This window comes from Mesorhizobium sp. P2_C5_2 (assembly GCF_056404535.1).
Genome location: NZ_JBFUDV010000010.1, coordinates 86,078 through 102,486, shown reverse-complemented (window position 1 = coordinate 102,486; position 16,409 = coordinate 86,078). Strand labels below are relative to the sequence as shown.

Below are 16,409 nucleotides of genomic sequence, written 5' to 3'. Positions count from 1 at the left end.
TGGTCGTTGGACAGAAAGGGCTGGCACGCCGCCGCCACACATTTCAGGTCGTCGCACGTGATCCGCTTTGAAAATGTCGGCCTCCGCTATGGCATGGGTCCGGAAATCCTCCGCGACATCTCCCTGCACATTCCGGAGAGCTCCTTCCAGTTCCTGAGCGGGCCCTCCGGCGCCGGCAAGACGACGCTGCTGCGCCTTCTGTTCATGTCGCTGAAGCCGACACGCGGGCTGATCACCATTTTCGGCAAGGACCGCTCGCGCATCTCGCGCGCCGAGCTGCCGCATCTCAGGCGCCGCATCGGCGTGGTGTTCCAGGATTTCCGCCTGCTCGACCACATGACCACCTATGAGAATGTCGCCTTGCCGCTACGCGTGCGCGGCCGCGAGGAAGCGAGCTATCGCACCGACGTCACCGAACTTTTGAAGTGGGTTGGGCTGGGCGAGCGCATGCATGTGCTGCCACCGGTCCTGTCGGGCGGCGAAAAGCAGCGTGCCGCGATCGCCCGCGCACTGATCGAACAGCCCGAAATCCTGCTCGCCGACGAGCCAACCGGCAATGTCGACCCGCCGCTGGCGCGCCGGCTGCTCAGGCTGTTCATCGAACTCAACCGTCTCGGCACCGCGGTGGTAATCGCCACCCACGACCTCGGCCTGATGGAGCAGGTCGACGCGCGCCGCATGATCCTGGCCGGCGGAAGGCTGGATATATATGACTGACTTGTCCGCCGAACAGCTGCATGAAGAGGTCGCGGAGCCGGCGGCAACGATGCAGCGCGTCCAGCGCCGCATGGCGCCGATCGTGCCGGCGCAGAACATTGCCGGCCGCGCTTTGGTGCTGGTCATCGCCATCATGACCTTCCTCTCCTGCCTAACCTTCGGCGCTGTGACGCTGGTGCGCGACACCGCCTCGGTGTGGGAGAACCAGATCTCGCGCGAGGCGACGATCCAGATCAAACCTGTCGACGGACTCGACATGGAGGCGGCCCTTGCCCAGGCCTCGCAGATCGTCGGTGAATTCCCCGGCGTGAAAGCGACCAAGATCATCGACCGCGATGCGACGGCCCGCCTGTTGGAGCCATGGCTAGGCTCGGGGCTGAACATCGACGAACTGCCGGTGCCGCGGCTGATCATCGTCACCATCGACGAGACCAACCCGCCCGACTTTGCCGCCATCCGCGCGGCGATCACGCCCAAGCTGCCAAGTGCTTCGCTCGACGATCACCGCACCTGGGTCGACCGGCTGGTCGCCATGGCCCGCACCACGGTCACCATCGGCATCGCCGTTCTGGTGCTGATGCTGTCGGCGACGGTGCTCACCGTGGTGTTCGCGACGCGCGGCGCCATGGCTGGCAACGGCCATATCATCGAAGTGCTGCATTTCGTCGGCGCCGAGGCGCGCTTTATCGCGCGCGAATTCCGCTGGCATTTCCTGGTCACCGGTATGAAGGGCGCTGCCGCCGGCGGGGCCGCCGCGATCCTCGTTTTCATCGTCTTTTCCTGGTGGTCGTCGCGCAACATGGCAACGCCGCAGGCCGACCAGGCCACCGCTTTGTTCGGCAATTTCGCCATCGGATCGGCCGGTTATCTCGGCGTCGGCCTGATGGTGCTGGTGATCGGCGGACTGACGGCAGCAACGTCGCACGCCACCGTCGTCGCCTATCTCAGCGACATCGATGTCCGCCAGCCGGATGCAAGTTGAACAATGACAGCAGAGGCGAAAAACAGGTCGGGGGCCAAGGACAGGAACAACGGGGCGATCACGGATCGAAAAACGACGTAACGCAATGTGCGCTTTTTTCCTTATCAAAGCGGCATTTCAGGATTAACCATAGGATGATGGACGCGCGGAACTCGACCGGGACGGCTGGACAGATGCCAGTGGTGGGTGCGCGTTCGCGTGTGCGCACCGGCCCGAATCGTTTGCGGACCGCGCTGCGGCTCGCTTCCCTCTGTCTGCTGCTGCTGGTGGCGCTGTTTGCCGGCGGCTTTGGTTGGTTCGCCAGCAAGGTCAGCCACATGACCACCCCGGCCAATCCGGCCAAGGCCGATGCGATCATCGTCTTGACCGGCGGCCAGGCCCGCCTTGACGCCGCACTCGATCTCCTTGCCTCCGGCAAGGGCGAGCGGCTGCTGATCTCAGGCGTGCATCCCTCCGCCAGCCGCCGCCAATTGCAGGCCGCAACCGGCGGCGACAAGGCGCTGTTTTCCTGCTGCATCGACATCGACCGCGCCGCGCTCGACACGATCGGCAATGCCGAGGAAAGCGCCAAATGGGTGGAGAGCCACGCCTATGGCAGCGTCATCCTCGTCACCAACAACTACCATATGCCGCGCAGCCTCTTGGAAATGGGCCGCCTGCTGCACGGCGCCAAGCTTGAACCCTATCCGGTGGTCAACACCAATCTCGACAATGGCGACTGGCTGACCAAGCCGGAAGCGCTGCGCGTGCTGCTGACCGAATACAGCAAATACCTGCTGGCGCTGGCGCGCGGCATCGTACCGGTCCGCCAGGCCGCCGACAGCGTCGCGCTGGCCGAGGTTTCGACCGCCAAGGACTAAAGCAATTCCAGGAAAAGTGCGTAGCGGTTTTCCTGGATTTGCGCAAAAAAGACGGCTCTCACGGCGCCCGATTATCCCTTGGCCGCGCCGTCCGAGGCGCCGCGCAGCCGCGCAATTTCCTGTTCGAGTCGCTCAATCCGCTTGTCGCGTTCGGCAAGCGCTACCGCCACATCGGCGGCCTCGAAGCGCTGCGGAATGTGTTGCGGACAATTGGCATCCCAGGCCGAGACGGTGAACAGGATGACCTGCTCGGGGCGCGCCTTGTAGTCCTGCGGCATCAGCTTTGCCAAAAGCTCGGCATCGTCCTCGACGACGCGCGCCGTGCCCCAGATCTTGACGCGCTGCCGATGCGCATAGTCGATCAGGAACAGGAACGCCTGATTGTTGTCGGCAAGATTGCCCTGGGTGATGAACTGCCTATTCCCCGAGAAATCGGCAAAGCCGATGGTCTTCTCGTCCAACACGTTGAGGAAGCCGGCAGGCCCGCCGCGATGCTGGATATAGGGCTGGCCCTCGCCATTAGCCGTCGACAGGAAGACGCTTGTCTGCGCCGCGATGAAGTCGGCGAGGTCTGGCGTGATATGGGCGCGCCATCCGCCGCGCTCCTCGGCGCTGGCATAGCCCTTGCGCGATCCTTTGCGGGTCTGGATTGCCTTGACCGTCGGCGTGAAAGCGACATCGCTGGTGAAGGTATGAGCGTTCATGGAAGCGTCCTCGAGGCCAAACCTTTGGCCATCGTACGGGTAGATGTAGAGGCTTCCATGTTTTGGATGTAGATGGCATATTCGTAACAAACCCTTCCAATTTTCGGAAGAAGCTATGGATCGCCTCGAAGCCATGTCGCTGTTCGTCGCCGCGGTGGAAGCCGGCAGCCTTTCCGCTGCCGCCCGCCGTTTCGGCATCCCCCTGGCGACGGTCAGCCGCAAGGTCTCCGACCTCGAAAAGCACCTGAAGACGCGCCTGCTGAACCGTTCGACCCGGCAGCTGACGCTGACCGATGCCGGCCAGGCCTATCTCGCTGCCTGCCGCCGCATCCTGGGCGAAGTCGGCGAAGCCGAGCGCACCGCCGCCGGCGAATACAGCACGCCGACCGGCGACCTGTTCATCACCGCGCCGATCGTCTTTGGCCGCCTGCATGTTTTGCCGGTCGTCACTGACTTCCTCGCGGCCTACCCGCAGGTGAACATCCGCCTGACGCTGGCCGACCGGGTAACCCAGTTGGTCGATGAACACCTGGATCTCGCCGTCCGCATCGGCCAGCTTCCAGACTCGAACATGATCGCCGTCCGCGTCGGCTCGATCCGCCGCGTCGTGTGCGCGAGCCCGGCCTATCTGGCCAGGTATGGCGTGCCACAAATCCCGCAGGATCTCGCGGCGCACGCGTGCATCAGTTTCGAGGGATCGGCAGCTCTTGCCAGCTGGAGCTTTGCAACCGGCAAGGGCGAACTGACCGTACCGATCCGCTCGCGGCTGCGCGTCAACACCGCGGAAGCGGCGATCGATGCCGCGATCGCCGGCGCCGGGGTGACGCGGGTGCTGTCCTACCAGATTGCGGACGCGGTGCGCTCCGGCGTGCTCGTCCCTGTACTGCGGTCCTTCGAGCCGCAGCCATGGCCGGTGAACCTCGTCCATGCCGGCCAGGGCCTGCTGCCAGTGAAACTCAGGGCGTTTCTCGATTTCGCCGCTCCCCGGCTGAAGCAGCGGTTGCTGCAGGCGACATGGTAAGCTGGGGTTGCCTGCGAACCTATGGACCCCGGCCAGTCTGCGGCCATTGCGGCGTTTCCTTTTTGCCCGCGCTTGGTGTAACCAACGCACACCTCCTCAACGGGCCCTTCCCCGCATGCTCTATATCCGCTCGCTGGCGTTCAACTTCGTCTTCTACGTCAATCTGGTCGTCCAGATGATCCTCTGGACCCCGTACTATTTCCTGTCGCCGCGCCACCGCGCCTGGTTCGTGCCGAAATTCTGGTCGCGCACCAGCCTGTGGCTCTACGACAAGATCGCCGGCACCAGGAGCGACATCACCGGCGTCGAAAACCTGCCCGAAGGCTCCTTCATCCTGGCGCCGAAACACCAGTCATTCTGGGACGCGATCGCTTTCTTTCCGTTCCTCCACGACCCGCTTTACATCCTCAAGCGCGAGCTGACCTGGATCCCCTTCTTCGGCTGGTACATCCTGAAGATGCGGATGATCCCGGTCCACCGCGGCAGCCGCTCCAAGGCGTTGAAGCAGGTCGTTGCCTCCACCAAGGAGGAGATGGGGCGCAATCCGCGCCAGCTGATCATCTATCCCGAAGGCACGCGCCGCGCGCCGGGCGACGAGCCGGCCTACAAATACGGCATTGTCGAACTTTACGCGCAGCTTGGCGTTCCGGTGGTGCCGGTCGCCCATGTCGCTGGCCTCTACTGGCCGCGCCGCAAATTTCTGCGCTTTCCCGGCACCATCAAGGCCCGCTTCCTGCCGCCGATTCCGCCCGGGCTCGCCAAGGACGAATTCATGGACCGGCTGATCGGTGAGACGGAAGCCGCTTGCGACCAGCTGCTGGTCGAGGCGTCACAAGCGCCGAACCCGCCGTCCATGCCGCCGACGGCGATCAAGCGGCTGGCCGAACTCGCAGCCGCCGCGAAGATCAAAGCCTGATTCTCGGCGCCGGTTGGCTCACGGCCATGCCGCTAAAGCGGTGGTCAGCACCAGCGTTGCCGCGAACACCAGGTTGATGATCCGCGACGCCAGCGGCTGGCGCAGATACCGCGCGAATGCCGCTCCGGCCAGAAGCCACAGCACATGGATGGCGACGATCATCAAGGTGAGAACCGCCAGCCTGGCCGGGACACCGAGAGCATCGGCGCCGGCGGCCGTCGAGGAGCCGACAAGGACCGCGGCAATCGCCACATAGGCTTTCGGGTTGGCGACAGCGAGCAGTAAGCCACCGAGGAAGGTTGGGAGAACCGCACTGCTGTCGCGCGCGGCCAGCGGCGGCGCCGTCGCGATTCTGAAGGCGAGATAGAGGATATAGGCGGCGGAAGCGATCGCCAGCAGCGGCGCTACCCCCGGCATCGAGGTGAGGACAGCCGTGATGCCGGTGGCCACCACCAGCAGCACAGTGACCGTGCCGAGAACGATCCCCGAGGCATAGCTAAGCGAATTGCGCAGGCCGAAGGCCGCGCCTATCGCCGTGACGCTGATCGTCGCCGGGCCCGGACTGCCCATGACGACGGTTGCCGCCAGCACCAGCGCCAGCAATTGCTGCCAGGGCTGCGCCTGCGAAACAATTTCTGCGGCCATGCTGCTCCCTCTCCCACGATACTGAAGAGCAGTGTGGCAAGGCGGACTGCCGTCGTCTTGAACGATCGTGCCGAACCTGATCGGCGGCCTTTGCTAGGCACTAGCCTTATCCAGCGCCGCGAGATCCTCCGCGCTGAGCTTCAGCGATGCCGCGCGAACCAGGCTATCGACCTGGTCTAGCGTCGTGGCGCTGGCGATCGGCGCGGTGATGCCTGGCTGCGCCATCACCCAGGCGAGCGCCACTTCGGCCTGTTTGGCCGAATGGCGCGCCGACACAGCGTCGAGCGCCGCAAGGATGCGCATGCCGCGCGCATTGAGATAGGCTTTCACGCCACCGCCGCGCTCACTTTTGCCAAGATCGGCCTCACTGCGGTATTTGCCGCTGAGAAACCCCTTGGCGAGGGCGAAATAGGTGATGACGCCGATATCCTCCGCCGCGCACAGATCATGCAGCGGCCCGTCGAAGGAAGATCGATCATAAAGATTGTATTCCGGCTGCAGCACGGCATAGCGCGGCAGCCCGCGCAGGCTGGCCACATCGAGCGCGGCGCGCAGCTGGCCGGCGTCGAGGTTCGAGGCGCCGATATGACGAACCTTGCCCGCGGCGAGCAGCTTCTCGTAGGCGCCGAGCGTCTCCTCGTAAGGCGTGGTCGGGTCCGGCCAGTGCGACAAATAGAGGTCGATCACATCGGTCTGCAGCCGCTTGAGCGACGCCTCGACCGCCCTTTCGATATGGGCGGCGGACAGGTCCTTCTTGCCTTGCCCCATATCCGAGCCGACCTTGGTGACGACGACGATCTTGTCGCGGTTGCCACGGCTTTTCATCCATTTGCCGATGATCGTCTCGGACTCGCCGCCCTTGTGGCCGGGCACCCAGCGCGAATAGGCGTCCGCCGTATCGATGGCGTTGAGACCGGCGCCGGCGAACCGGTCGAGCAGGTCGAAGGAGGTCTTCTCGTCGGCGGTCCAGCCGAAGACATTGCCGCCCAGAACCAGCGGCGCGATGGAAAGGTCGGTTTGACCGAGACGACGTTTCTGCAAGACTGGGCTCCGTGATGCTGGCGGCGGGCGAACCCGAATGCTTCGGGCCGCAGCTAAGCTAGGTCTCGCCGCGCCGAGGTCAAAGGCCTCAGCCAATTTTCCAGCGGACCAGCGCTTCACAAAGGCGCGACCGCTTCGCCCATAACCTGGCCAATGTCTACTGGCTTTGGCGCCGGTATTCGCCGGGTGGCAGTCCGACTATGCGGTTGAAAAGCCGGCTGAACGAGGCCGCATCCTGATAGCCGACCTGATAGCATATCTCCGCAATACCAAGCCTGGTGCTTTCGAGAAGCGTCTTGGCGGCCTCGAGCCGTTGGTCCTGAATCCATCGGCCGGGAGTCGTGTGCAATTCATCGGCAAACCGGCGCGCCAGCGTTCGCGGCGACAGGCCGAGTTGCGAGCCAAGCAGTGCAAGGTCGAGCGTTCTGAGCTGTTTTCGTGCCAGGGCTTCGAGCCGGTCACGCAACGGCTCATGCAAGGGCAGCAGATCGGCGAGCGGGAATTCATATGGCGCCTGGCTCTGGCGCGACGGCGGCAGCACCAGCAGCTTGCGAACCAGCCGCTCCTCCTGGACGAAGCCAAGATCCTTGAGAAGCGCCTTGCCGAGTTCCAGGCCTGAAAAGCCGCCGCCGCAAGTATAGATCCGGCCGTCCCCGACCAGCACGCGGGAAGCGTCCCAGCGCACTTTCGGAAAGCGGTGCTGGGCATCGGCCTTCAGCCACCAGGAGATCGTCGCCCGTTTTCGATCGAGAAGGCCGGCATCGGCCAGGAAATAACCGGCGCCGCAATGCGCGGCGATGATGGCGCCGTCGCGCTGCGCTCTGGCGATCAGCGGCGCGGCATGGCGGCTCTCTTGGGCCAGCGCGGCAACAAGCTCCGGCACCTGCATGCCGGGCATGGCAAGCAGGATCAGCAGGTCCATCCGCTGCGAGGGTTCACGTTTGGTGTGAAAGGAAATTCCCGGCGTCGTCGTGGCATCGGCCTGCCGCGCCACGAATTCGAAGGAAATCGCCGGTGCGCCGCGAATGGTGTTCACCAAGTCGAACATTTCGACCAGCGTGGCGGCGACCGCCGAATAGAAAGTCGACGGCAGCCAGATCACGGCGTGGACGGGACGTTTTTCCAAGATGTGTCCTCAAATTAGCAGTATGGCAAGTTTAGCATATCGATTGTCAATTCTGCCAATTCTGGTTTTTCCCAGCCGACCTAAATTCCGCGGTGCCGATGCAAATGTCGGTGCTCGCGGTCTGGTCGCCTCCAAGCCGCTGCCATTTGGAGACCGACATGAAAGCAATTGTGTTCGACGAGATCGGCTCGCCGCGGGACGTGCTCTACCTGGACGACGTTCCCACGCCGCGGATCGGCGATGGCGAGGTGCTGGTCAGGATGGTCTCGGCTTCGGTCAACCCGGGCGACTTTCTGTTCATCCAGAACCTCTATCCCGAACCGAAGAAGCCGCACTTTCCCCGGCAGATCGCCGGAAATCATGGTGCAGGCATTGTCGAGGCGGCAGGGACAGGCGTCGCGCTGCAACCCGGCACGCTTGTCGCGTTCAGCCACTACAACACCTGGGCCGAGTACGCCGCCATTCCCGCTGAATGGCTGATCCCTTTGCCCGCCGACTATCCCACCGAACGCGCCGGGCAGATGGTGAACCCCATCACGGCCTGGGACCTGCTGGTGGATTCCAGGGTGCAGCCTGGCCAGTGGCTGGCGGTCACGGCCGGCTATTCTTCGATTTCAACCATGGTGATGCAGTTCGCCCAACGGCGCGGCATCAACGTCATCGCGGTGGTGCGACGTCAGCATCAAAGCCCAGACCTGAAGGAGCTTGGCGCCACCGCCATCCTCGATCTGTCGGACGTGAAGGGCGACATCCGGGAGGCCGTCATGGACATGACCGGCCGCGCCGGACTGAACGGCATCATCGACAATGTCGGCGGGCCCGCCAGCGGCGAGTTGATCCGCACCCTTGCTCTTGGCGGGCAGATGGTCATCAACGGCGGCATGAGCGCGGAGCGTTTCGAACTGCACAATTTCGACGTGCTGCTGAGCGGCGCCGAAATCAGGGCAAACATTTATCGCTACTTTTTTTCGCCGCCTGTCGAAGCCGACCGGCCGATACTGCGCGAGATTGTCGACATCTTCGGCCAGCCTGGCTTCCATATCCCTGTCGGCGGCATCCATCCGCTGACCGAATTCAAGCTTGCCGTCGCAAACAGCCTGGATCGCGCCGATCTGGGAAAACAGATTTTCACGATGTAGCGTTGGGCGCGACCTGTCTCGCCACCTCTTCCAGCCAGTGATCCCTGATACCCAGTGCCTGGAGGTGGTTGACCGTGCTCAGCACATAGTCCTCATTGTTTCCGGACTGGCCGACGGCACCCCGGATGACGCTTGCGGCATGCATGGCATCGAGTCCGCCGGCATATTGTTCATGCTGGCGGTCGACGATGTAGGCGACCGCTTTCACCCTCTCACCTGTAGCCGCGCCATTCCCGTCGAGGCGGATCTCGAGCACGCGCTCGAGATAGACGTTGGTGACCAGTTCGCGCTCGCGCAGATAGGCGAGCACCTCATCGCGCAACTCGCCGGGCACGCGAAAGGCCAGCCCGATGCAGGAGCCGCCGCGGTCGAGGCCGAGCACCAGACCCGGCCGGTCACGCGTGCCGCGATGCACGAAGGAATAGACGCAGAGTGACCGGCGATAGCCGTAAAGGCGGGCGCGGCGGGTCTCGACATGCGCGAATCCCGGCCGCCACATCAGCGAACCGTAGCCAAAAACCCAAAAATCGCCCATATCGCGAAGCCTGATTGCACGAGAGTGACGACGCCTCATCGGAATCGGTGCTCTTCTGTCTATTTGCTTGTTGCGTAAACCACAGTCCACCAGCAACACGCCGCGTTAATGAAAGCCGCAGCATGACGTCAACTGACGAGCGTCCGTCAAAATTTCGCCGCCGGCTGTTCTGGCTCGCCGCTGTCGTCGTGATGCTGTTCAGCGTCTACAGCGCGGTCTGGTTCTATGTTGCCGGCCGCGTCAGAAGCGAAGCCGACAAGGCGGTGGCGCAGCTGAACACCAAAGGCATTGAGGCCGGCTGCGCCAACCTTACGGTCAGCGGCTATCCGCTGAGCTTTGCCGTCTCCTGTGACACGCTGGCCTACGAGGACGACACCAGGAACGTCGCCGCATCGACCGGCAGCTTCAACTTCGTGGCCGAACTCATCCGCCCGCTGTCGCCCGCCGCCGAACTGCGCGGGCCTCTGCGGACGTCAGTTCCCGGGATGACGCCTTTATGGATCGACTGGGACAATCTGCAGGCGAATGCAAAGCTGTCCTGGCCCTTGCCTCGCAGCATTTCGCTGCAGGCCGAGGGCCTGTCCGGTCAGACCGATCCGGCTGATGACACCGACCCGGTCTCGCTGTTCAGCGCCGGAACGGCGGCGGGGGCGCTGCAGCCCGACGGCCTGGACGTCGGCTATGTCGGGAGCTTCACCGACCTTGAGATCGATGCCGACGCGATCGGCGGGCGCGTGCTGCCGCCGCTCGACGGCAGCGGCGATGCGACGCTGAAGAATGGCGTGGCGCTGATGAAGACGCAGGCCAGGAGCCTGCGCGGCCAGGCGGCCGACATCCACAAACTCGACCTGTCGTCGGGAACCGCGCGCATCACCGTTTCGGGCCCGGTATCGGTCGACGAAAATGGTCTGGTCAATGCCGACCTGACGATCAAGCTCAAGGATCCCAAGGCCGTGGCGGCAATCCTCGCCACCGCGATCCCCGAGCAGAAGAGCCAGATCGAGCAGGGCTTTGCCGGCCTGGCTTTGCTCGGCAACGAACCGTCGATGCCGCTTAAGGTGGTGAAGGGCAAGGCCTCGCTCGGCTTCATTCCGCTGGGCAAGATCAAGCCACTCGATTAGAGCATGATCCCAAAGCGGGAACCGCTTTTGGGGAGAGATCATGCTCAAGCAAGCCAACACATGAGCCGGCCAGTAAAACTGCTCAGCGTTGGCGCGCTGACGCTGGATACGATCCTGCGTGTCGAAACCTTGCCCACGCATCAGGGCAAGTTCATCGCCTCGGACGGCGTCCAGATCGCTGCGGGCATGGCGACAAGTGCGGCCTGCGCCGCACGCCGTCTCGGCGCCGAGGTATTCCTGTGGGCAAGTGCGGGTGACGATGCCGTCGGCGATCAGCTGCTGGCCGGCATCGAGGCCGAATGCGTCGATTGCAGCTTTGTCCGCCGCGTCGCAGGCGCCCGCTCGGCGCTGGCGTCGATCCTGGTCGACGCCCATGGCGAACGCATCATCGTGCCCTTCTATGACCCGAAGGCGCAGGCCGACCCCGAGGCGCTGCCCGTCGCCGACCTCGCCGCCTTCGACGCCGTGCTGGTCGATGTACGCTGGCCTGGTGCCGCCGCACTTGCTTTGACCGCCGCGCGCGACGCCGGTCGCCCGGCGATCCTCGACGCCGACACCGCGCCGCTCGAAGTGCTGGAGCGTCTGTTGCCGCTGGCGTCGCACATCGTCGCTTCGGAGACGGCCGCGCGTATCGTCTGCGGCCACGCCCTGGATCCGGAAACCGCCTGTGCCGACCTCGCCAGCCGCACCGACGCCTTCGTCGCGGTGACCGGTGGCGCCGCGGGGAGCTGGTGGCATGATCGGTCCGCCGGCGGCGTTCGCCACATCGCAGCGCCGAAGGTCAAGGCGGTCGACACGCTGGCCGCCGGCGACGTGTTTCACGGCGCCTTTGCCGTCGGGCTCGCGGAAGCTATGCCCATCGAGCAAGCCTTGCGCTTCGCCAGCGCCGCCGCCGCGCTCAAATGCCAGCGCTTCGGCGGCCGGCTGGGCGCACCCGACCGGGCCGAGACGATGGCCATGGTCGCGGCGACCTGGCCTACATCCCAACAAGGCTAAGCGTGAATATCAGCTCCCTTTGGGATGCTCGACGGCCTGGCGGCCGAAGTCCGGCACATCAATGTCCTGGCCGGCCTCGATGATCGAACGGCGTACGGCGCGGGTGCGGGTGAAGAGGTCGAACAGCTTGTCGCCGTCGCCCCAGCGGATCGCCCGCTGCAGCGAGGAGAGGTCTTCCGAAAAGCGCGCCAGCATTTCGAGGATTGCGTCCTTGTTGTGCAGGCACACGTCGCGCCACATGGTCGGGTCGGAAGCGGCGAGACGGGTGAAGTCGCGGAAACCCGAGGCCGAATATTTGATCACTTCCGACTTGGTCACCGACTGCAGATCGTCGGCGGTGCCGACGATGTTGTAGGCGATGATGTGCGGCAGATGCGAGACGATTGCCAGCGTCATGTCATGATGCTGCGGGTCCATCGTGTCGATGTTGGAGCCGCAGCGCCGCCAGAACTCAGAGAGCTTTTCCAGCGCGGCCGGATCGGTGCCCGGCAGCGGCGTAAAGATGCACCAGCGGTTTTCGAACAGCTCGGCGAAGCCGGCATCCGGGCCCGACTTCTCGGTTCCCGCCAACGGATGTCCCGGGATGAAATGCACGCCGTCAGGCACATAGGGCTGCATTTGCGCGATCACCGAGGCCTTGGTCGAACCGACATCGGTGAGGATGGCGCCCTTCTTCAGCGCCGGCGCGATCTCTTCCGCCACCTCGCCCGACGATCCCACAGGCACCGAAACGATGATCAGGTCGGCGTCACGTACGGCTTCCTTGGCGTCGGTGGTGTAGCTCTCGCCAAGACCGAGCTCCTTCGCCCGCGCAAGCGTGGTCGGGCTGCGCGTCGCGATGGCGACATGGCGGGCCAGGCCCTCGCGGCGGATGACACGGGCCAGCGACGAGCCGATCAGGCCGATGCCGACCAGCGCGATTTTCTCGAACATCGGTGATGTCATAGCTTCAGCTTTTCAGGAATGTCGTGAGGGCGTCGATGACGCCGCGATTGGCTTCTTCGGTGCCGACGCTCATGCGCAGCGCGTTGGGAAAGCCATAGCCGGTAACGCGCCGCAATATGTAGCCGCGCTGGGTGAGATAATCGTCCGCCGCCTCTGCCGAATGCTTCTTGTCCTGCGGAAAGTGGATGAGGACGAAATTGCCGACGCTGGGCGTCACCCTGAGCCCAAGCTTCGTCAGCTGTTCATTCAGCCAGGTCAGCCAGGTCTCGTTGTGCAACGAACTGCGCTCGACATGGGCGCGGTCACGAATGGCGGCAATGCCGGCCTCGATCGCCGTTGCGTTGACGTTGAAAGGGCCACGGATGCGATTGATGGCGTCGACGATGTGCAGCGGGCCATACATCCAGCCGATGCGCGCGCCGCCAAGGCCGAGCTTGGAGAAGGTGCGGGTCATGACCACGTTCTGCGCGCTGCCCGCCAGCTCGATGCCGGCCTCATAATCGTTGCGCCGGACATATTCGGCATAGGCGGCATCGAGCACCAGAAGCACATTGCCCGGCAGGGCGGCATGCAAACGGCGGACCTCCTGGAACGGCAAATAGGTGCCGGTCGGATTGTTGGGATTGGCGAGGAAGACGATCTTGGTCCGCGGCGTCACCGCGGCGAGGATCACGTCGACATCGGCGCGCTCGTCGGTCTCCTTGACCGTCACCGGTGTGCCGCCGGCCGACTGGATGTAGATCTTGTAGATCATGAAGGCGTGTTCGGTGATGATGGCCTCGTCGCCGGCCGCCAGATAGGTTTGCGCCAGCAGGCCCAAAATCTCGTCGGAGCCGTTGGAGCAGATGATGTTTGCCGGGTTGAGGCCATGCACTTCGGCGATCGCCTCGCGCAGCCGGCGGGCCGTGCCATCGGGATAGACATCGAGCTTGCTGGCCACTTCACGCGCGGCCTCGATCGCCTTCGGCGACGGGCCGAGCGGGTTCTCGTTCGACGACAATTTATGGACCTTGGCGACGCCGGCCGGCGCGGTGCTCTTGCCAGGCACATAGGCGTCGATGTCCATGATGCCCGCGCGGGGCGTTGGCCGTGCCTTGTCCGCTGTCTTGTCCATGTCGCAAATCCGTCGAGAATACCTCCGTCCGGAGGCCGCAGCGGAAATACAAGCCGTGGCCACGAATGTCGAGAGGCGGCGGCAATAGCTTGCCGTTGACGCCGGGCCGCGCGAGTTCTAGAAGAACGCAACAGTTCCGTGGTGATTTGGCCGGTCGGCTTGCAGCCACGTTAAACAACTCGCTAAAGGGCCGTTTGCGTGACGTAACCGGCTTTGCGATCGCATTGCCGGTTTTTTATTGCCTGACGGCGGGCAAGGAGAGTCACATGACCGCGCTCCGCGCTGCAAAAACCAACAACGAGGCCGACAACCCGTCGAGCCCGGTGTTGCGTTTCGGCCCTGACAAGCCGCTCAAGCTCGACGCCGGCACGCTTTTGTCGCCGTTCCAGATCGCCTACCAGACCTACGGCACGCTGAACGACGCGCGCACCAACGCCATCCTGGTCTGCCACGCGCTGACCGGCGACCAGCATGTCGCCAACACCAATCCGGTGACCGGCAAGCCCGGCTGGTGGGAAGTGCTGATCGGCCCTGGCAAGATCATCGACACCAACCGTTTCTTCGTCATCTGCTCCAACGTCATCGGCGGCTGTCTCGGCTCCACCGGCCCGGCCTCGACCAATCCCGCCACCGGCAAGCCTTACGGGCTCGACCTGCCAATCATCACCATCCGCGACATGGTGCGGGCGCAGCTGATGCTGGTCGACCATTTCGGCATCGAGAAGCTGTTTTGCGTGCTCGGCGGCTCGATGGGTGGCATGCAGGTGCTCGAATGGGCATCGTGCTATTCCGAGCGCGTCTTCTCGGCTTTGCCGATCGCCACCGGCGCGCGCCATTCCTCGCAGAACATCGCCTTCCATGAGGTCGGCCGTCAGGCTGTCATGGCCGACCCGGACTGGCATGGCGGCAAATATTTCGAGCACGGCAAGCGCCCTGAAAAAGGGCTGGCGGTGGCGCGCATGGCGGCCCACATCACCTATCTGTCGGAAGCCGCCCTGCACCGAAAATTCGGCCGCAATCTGCAGGACCGCGACGCGCTGACCTTCGGTTTCGACGCCGACTTCCAGATCGAGAGCTATTTGCGCCATCAGGGCATGACCTTCGTCGACCGCTTCGACGCCAACTCCTATCTCTACATGACCCGCTCGATGGACTATTTCGACCTTGCCGCCGACCACGGCGGCCGGCTGGCCGATGCATTTACTGGCACAAAGACGCGCTTCTGCCTGGTATCGTTCACCTCGGACTGGCTGTTCCCGACCGAGGAGAGCCGCTCGATCGTGCATGCGCTGAACGCCGCCGGCGCATCCGTCTCCTTCGTCGAGATCGACACCGATCGCGGCCATGACGCCTTCCTGCTCGACGAGCCGGAACTGTTCGCCGCCATCAACGGCTTCATCGGCTCGGCCGCTCGCGCCAGGGGGCTCGCCTCATGAGCGTCAACCGCGCCCAGCGCGTCGACCTCGAAGTCGTCGCCGGCCTCATCCCGCCGCTCTCGCGGGTGCTCGACGTCGGCTCCGGCGACGGCCTGCTGCTCGAATTGCTGCAGGAGACCAAACAGGTCGACGGCCGCGGACTGGAACTGTCGCAGCGCGGCGTCAACGAATGCGTGGCGCGCGGCCTCTCGGTCATTCAGGGCGATGCCGACACCGACCTCGAATTCTATCCCGACAAGGGTTTTGACTTCGTCGTCCTGTCACAGACCCTGCAGGCGACCCGCAACCCGAAGCTGGTGCTCGACGAACTGTTGAGGATCGGCAATCGCGCCATCGTCTCCTTCCCCAATTTCGGCCATTGGCGGGTGCGGCTGTCGCTGTTCTTCAAGGGAAGGATGCCGGTGACCGAGGACCTGCCCTATTCCTGGTACGACACGCCCAACATCCATTTCTGCACCATCCGCGACTTCGTCAACCTGGTCGAGGAGCTCGGCGCCTCGGTCGAGAAAGCCACCGCGCTCGACGGCAACGGCCAGAAGATCGGCCTGTCGATGCCATGGTGGTTCTGGAATTTCTTCGGCCAGCAGGCGGTGTTCTTGCTGAAGCGCTAGGGTTTGCCCTATTCCAGCACGTCTGTGGCCTTGTGCGGGTGCCTGACCCCGTCGGCGATGACCACATCGGCTTGGGAATTGTCGGTACGCAAGGCCAGGATCTCCCGATAGGCAGGCGAATCATACCAGCCGCGCGCATTTTCCCTGTCCGGAAACTCGATGACGATCAGATGCCCGGGCCATTCGTTCTCGATCACGTCCAGGTCGCCGCCATGGACTAGAAAGCGGCCGCCGAACGGCTCCAGCGTGGCGTCGATCCTCTGCAGATACTCGACAATCTGCGGTCCCATCGTGACTTGACGCATATGGGCGACGGCGTAAGCGGTCATGACGGAACTCCCTGTTCAAACGGAGCCGAACGACCGGCTTCGTGGGCGCAATCTGCCGGGACGATGGCCATCGGTCGATTACGCCTGAGGTAATAGGAACGCGGCCATCGAGGTGGCACGCCTATCCTCCCTCCAACGCACGGCTCCCGATCCTGCGAGGGTGTTGCCATT

18 protein-coding genes and 1 riboswitch are annotated in these 16,409 nt (G+C 64.0%); of the genes, 10 read left to right on the top strand and 8 right to left on the bottom strand.

Annotation, left to right across the window (positions count from 1 at the left end):
* The first annotated feature begins 57 nt into the window (after positions 1–57).
* From ftsE to AC1D1B_RS29010, 3 genes are all read left to right on the top strand, one after another.
* On the top strand, positions 58–717 hold the full coding sequence (gene ftsE / locus AC1D1B_RS29020; RefSeq protein WP_023685344.1) for a cell division ATP-binding protein FtsE: 660 nt from the start codon (positions 58–60) through the stop codon (positions 715–717).
* A complete protein-coding gene (locus AC1D1B_RS29015; protein WP_477336645.1) occupies positions 710–1,699 on the top strand; it encodes a cell division protein FtsX in 990 nt (329 codons plus the stop codon). Before ftsE ends, AC1D1B_RS29015 begins: the two co-directional genes overlap by 8 nt.
* A 134-nt stretch (positions 1,700–1,833) precedes the next feature.
* The gene (locus AC1D1B_RS29010) at positions 1,834–2,559 is read left to right on the top strand and encodes a YdcF family protein (RefSeq protein ID WP_477336643.1); all 726 of its coding nucleotides are present in this window, start codon (positions 1,834–1,836) and stop codon (positions 2,557–2,559) included.
* A gap of 71 nt (positions 2,560–2,630) precedes the next feature.
* Here the strand turns inward: AC1D1B_RS29010 and AC1D1B_RS29005 are convergent, their stop codons facing one another.
* Positions 2,631–3,263: a pyridoxamine 5'-phosphate oxidase family protein gene (locus tag AC1D1B_RS29005; RefSeq protein WP_477336641.1), complete on the bottom strand. Its 633-nt coding sequence runs from the start codon at positions 3,261–3,263 to the stop codon at positions 2,631–2,633.
* 115 nt (positions 3,264–3,378) lie between these two features.
* Here AC1D1B_RS29005 and AC1D1B_RS29000 point away from each other — a divergent pair, with 115 nt between their 5' ends.
* Together AC1D1B_RS29000 and AC1D1B_RS28995 are read left to right on the top strand one after the other, a co-directional pair.
* Positions 3,379–4,284 carry a LysR family transcriptional regulator gene (locus AC1D1B_RS29000; protein WP_477336639.1) on the top strand — a complete coding sequence of 302 codons (906 nt, stop codon included), beginning with the start codon at positions 3,379–3,381 and terminating at the stop codon, positions 4,282–4,284.
* 115 nt (positions 4,285–4,399) lie between these two features.
* Positions 4,400–5,200 carry a lysophospholipid acyltransferase family protein gene (locus AC1D1B_RS28995; RefSeq protein WP_477336637.1) on the top strand — a complete coding sequence of 267 codons (801 nt, stop codon included), beginning with the start codon at positions 4,400–4,402 and terminating at the stop codon, positions 5,198–5,200.
* Positions 5,201–5,218: 18 nt separating this feature from the next.
* Here the strand turns inward: AC1D1B_RS28995 and AC1D1B_RS28990 are convergent, their stop codons facing one another.
* From AC1D1B_RS28990 to AC1D1B_RS28980, 3 genes are all read right to left on the bottom strand, one after another.
* Positions 5,219–5,845, bottom strand: coding sequence for a LysE family translocator (locus tag AC1D1B_RS28990; protein ID WP_477336635.1), 627 nt, complete (start codon positions 5,843–5,845; stop codon positions 5,219–5,221).
* Between the two features lie 93 nt (positions 5,846–5,938).
* Positions 5,939–6,886: an aldo/keto reductase gene (locus AC1D1B_RS28985; protein WP_477336633.1), complete on the bottom strand. Its 948-nt coding sequence runs from the start codon at positions 6,884–6,886 to the stop codon at positions 5,939–5,941.
* A 157-nt stretch (positions 6,887–7,043) separates the two neighbouring features.
* Positions 7,044–8,012, bottom strand: a complete 969-nt coding sequence (locus tag AC1D1B_RS28980) for a GlxA family transcriptional regulator (protein ID WP_477336631.1) — start codon at positions 8,010–8,012, stop codon at positions 7,044–7,046.
* A 158-nt stretch (positions 8,013–8,170) separates the two neighbouring features.
* Here AC1D1B_RS28980 and AC1D1B_RS28975 point away from each other — a divergent pair, with 158 nt between their 5' ends.
* Positions 8,171–9,151 carry a quinone oxidoreductase family protein gene (locus tag AC1D1B_RS28975; RefSeq protein ID WP_477336629.1) on the top strand — a complete coding sequence of 327 codons (981 nt, stop codon included), beginning with the start codon at positions 8,171–8,173 and terminating at the stop codon, positions 9,149–9,151.
* On the opposite strand, the gene AC1D1B_RS28970 is transcribed toward AC1D1B_RS28975, so the two are convergent.
* Positions 9,141–9,686: a gamma-glutamylcyclotransferase gene (locus tag AC1D1B_RS28970; protein ID WP_477336627.1), complete on the bottom strand. Its 546-nt coding sequence runs from the start codon at positions 9,684–9,686 to the stop codon at positions 9,141–9,143. The genes AC1D1B_RS28975 and AC1D1B_RS28970 overlap by 11 nt on opposite strands.
* Before the next feature lie 122 nt (positions 9,687–9,808).
* Between AC1D1B_RS28970 and AC1D1B_RS28965 the strand changes: the two genes are divergently transcribed.
* Together AC1D1B_RS28965 and AC1D1B_RS28960 are read left to right on the top strand one after the other, a co-directional pair.
* Positions 9,809–10,807 (top strand): DUF2125 domain-containing protein, encoded by a 999-nt coding sequence (locus tag AC1D1B_RS28965; RefSeq protein WP_477336625.1) that lies wholly within the window; start codon positions 9,809–9,811, stop codon positions 10,805–10,807.
* Between the two features lie 60 nt (positions 10,808–10,867).
* On the top strand, positions 10,868–11,803 hold the full coding sequence (locus AC1D1B_RS28960; RefSeq protein ID WP_477336623.1) for a sugar kinase: 936 nt from the start codon (positions 10,868–10,870) through the stop codon (positions 11,801–11,803).
* Between the two features lie 9 nt (positions 11,804–11,812).
* Here AC1D1B_RS28960 and AC1D1B_RS28955 read toward each other — a convergent pair whose 3' ends face one another.
* Both AC1D1B_RS28955 and hisC read right to left on the bottom strand, forming a co-directional pair.
* On the bottom strand, positions 11,813–12,748 hold the full coding sequence (locus tag AC1D1B_RS28955) for a prephenate/arogenate dehydrogenase family protein (protein WP_477336621.1): 936 nt from the start codon (positions 12,746–12,748) through the stop codon (positions 11,813–11,815).
* A 4-nt stretch (positions 12,749–12,752) separates the two neighbouring features.
* Positions 12,753–13,862: a histidinol-phosphate transaminase gene (gene hisC / locus AC1D1B_RS28950; RefSeq protein ID WP_477336619.1), complete on the bottom strand. Its 1,110-nt coding sequence runs from the start codon at positions 13,860–13,862 to the stop codon at positions 12,753–12,755.
* Between the two features lie 128 nt (positions 13,863–13,990).
* Positions 13,991–14,068, top strand: a riboswitch (SAM riboswitch).
* 60 nt (positions 14,069–14,128) lie between these two features.
* Between hisC and metX the strand changes: the two genes are divergently transcribed.
* Positions 14,129–15,298 carry a homoserine O-acetyltransferase MetX gene (metX, locus tag AC1D1B_RS28945; RefSeq protein WP_477336617.1) on the top strand — a complete coding sequence of 390 codons (1,170 nt, stop codon included), beginning with the start codon at positions 14,129–14,131 and terminating at the stop codon, positions 15,296–15,298.
* Positions 15,295–15,909: a methionine biosynthesis protein MetW gene (metW, locus tag AC1D1B_RS28940; RefSeq protein ID WP_112562220.1), complete on the top strand. Its 615-nt coding sequence runs from the start codon at positions 15,295–15,297 to the stop codon at positions 15,907–15,909. Before metX ends, metW begins: the two co-directional genes overlap by 4 nt.
* 8 nt (positions 15,910–15,917) lie before the next feature.
* Here the strand turns inward: metW and AC1D1B_RS28935 are convergent, their stop codons facing one another.
* Positions 15,918–16,238, bottom strand: coding sequence for a DUF1330 domain-containing protein (locus AC1D1B_RS28935; RefSeq protein WP_477336615.1), 321 nt, complete (start codon positions 16,236–16,238; stop codon positions 15,918–15,920).
* Between the last annotated feature and the right edge of the window lie 171 nt (positions 16,239–16,409).

What these genes read in the sequence shown, in the direction of transcription:
- AC1D1B_RS29015 (WP_477336645.1), top strand. Translation starts at nt 710, where the DNA reads ATGACTGACTTGTCCGCCGAACAGCTGCATGAAGAGGTCGCGGAGCCG.
- AC1D1B_RS29010 (WP_477336643.1), top strand. Translation starts at nt 1,834, where the DNA reads ATGATGGACGCGCGGAACTCGACCGGGACGGCTGGACAGATGCCAGTG.
- AC1D1B_RS29005 (WP_477336641.1), bottom strand. Translation starts at nt 3,263, where the DNA reads ATGAACGCTCATACCTTCACCAGCGATGTCGCTTTCACGCCGACGGTC.
- AC1D1B_RS29000 (WP_477336639.1), top strand. Translation starts at nt 3,379, where the DNA reads ATGGATCGCCTCGAAGCCATGTCGCTGTTCGTCGCCGCGGTGGAAGCC.
- AC1D1B_RS28995 (WP_477336637.1), top strand. Translation starts at nt 4,400, where the DNA reads ATGCTCTATATCCGCTCGCTGGCGTTCAACTTCGTCTTCTACGTCAAT.
- AC1D1B_RS28990 (WP_477336635.1), bottom strand. Translation starts at nt 5,845, where the DNA reads ATGGCCGCAGAAATTGTTTCGCAGGCGCAGCCCTGGCAGCAATTGCTG.
- AC1D1B_RS28975 (WP_477336629.1), top strand. Translation starts at nt 8,171, where the DNA reads ATGAAAGCAATTGTGTTCGACGAGATCGGCTCGCCGCGGGACGTGCTC.
- AC1D1B_RS28970 (WP_477336627.1), bottom strand. Translation starts at nt 9,686, where the DNA reads ATGGGCGATTTTTGGGTTTTTGGCTACGGTTCGCTGATGTGGCGGCCG.
- AC1D1B_RS28965 (WP_477336625.1), top strand. Translation starts at nt 9,809, where the DNA reads ATGACGTCAACTGACGAGCGTCCGTCAAAATTTCGCCGCCGGCTGTTC.
- AC1D1B_RS28960 (WP_477336623.1), top strand. Translation starts at nt 10,868, where the DNA reads ATGAGCCGGCCAGTAAAACTGCTCAGCGTTGGCGCGCTGACGCTGGAT.
- AC1D1B_RS28955 (WP_477336621.1), bottom strand. Translation starts at nt 12,748, where the DNA reads ATGACATCACCGATGTTCGAGAAAATCGCGCTGGTCGGCATCGGCCTG.
- hisC (WP_477336619.1), bottom strand. Translation starts at nt 13,862, where the DNA reads ATGGACAAGACAGCGGACAAGGCACGGCCAACGCCCCGCGCGGGCATC.
- metX (WP_477336617.1), top strand. Translation starts at nt 14,129, where the DNA reads ATGACCGCGCTCCGCGCTGCAAAAACCAACAACGAGGCCGACAACCCG.
- metW (WP_112562220.1), top strand. Translation starts at nt 15,295, where the DNA reads ATGAGCGTCAACCGCGCCCAGCGCGTCGACCTCGAAGTCGTCGCCGGC.
- AC1D1B_RS28935 (WP_477336615.1), bottom strand. Translation starts at nt 16,238, where the DNA reads ATGACCGCTTACGCCGTCGCCCATATGCGTCAAGTCACGATGGGACCG.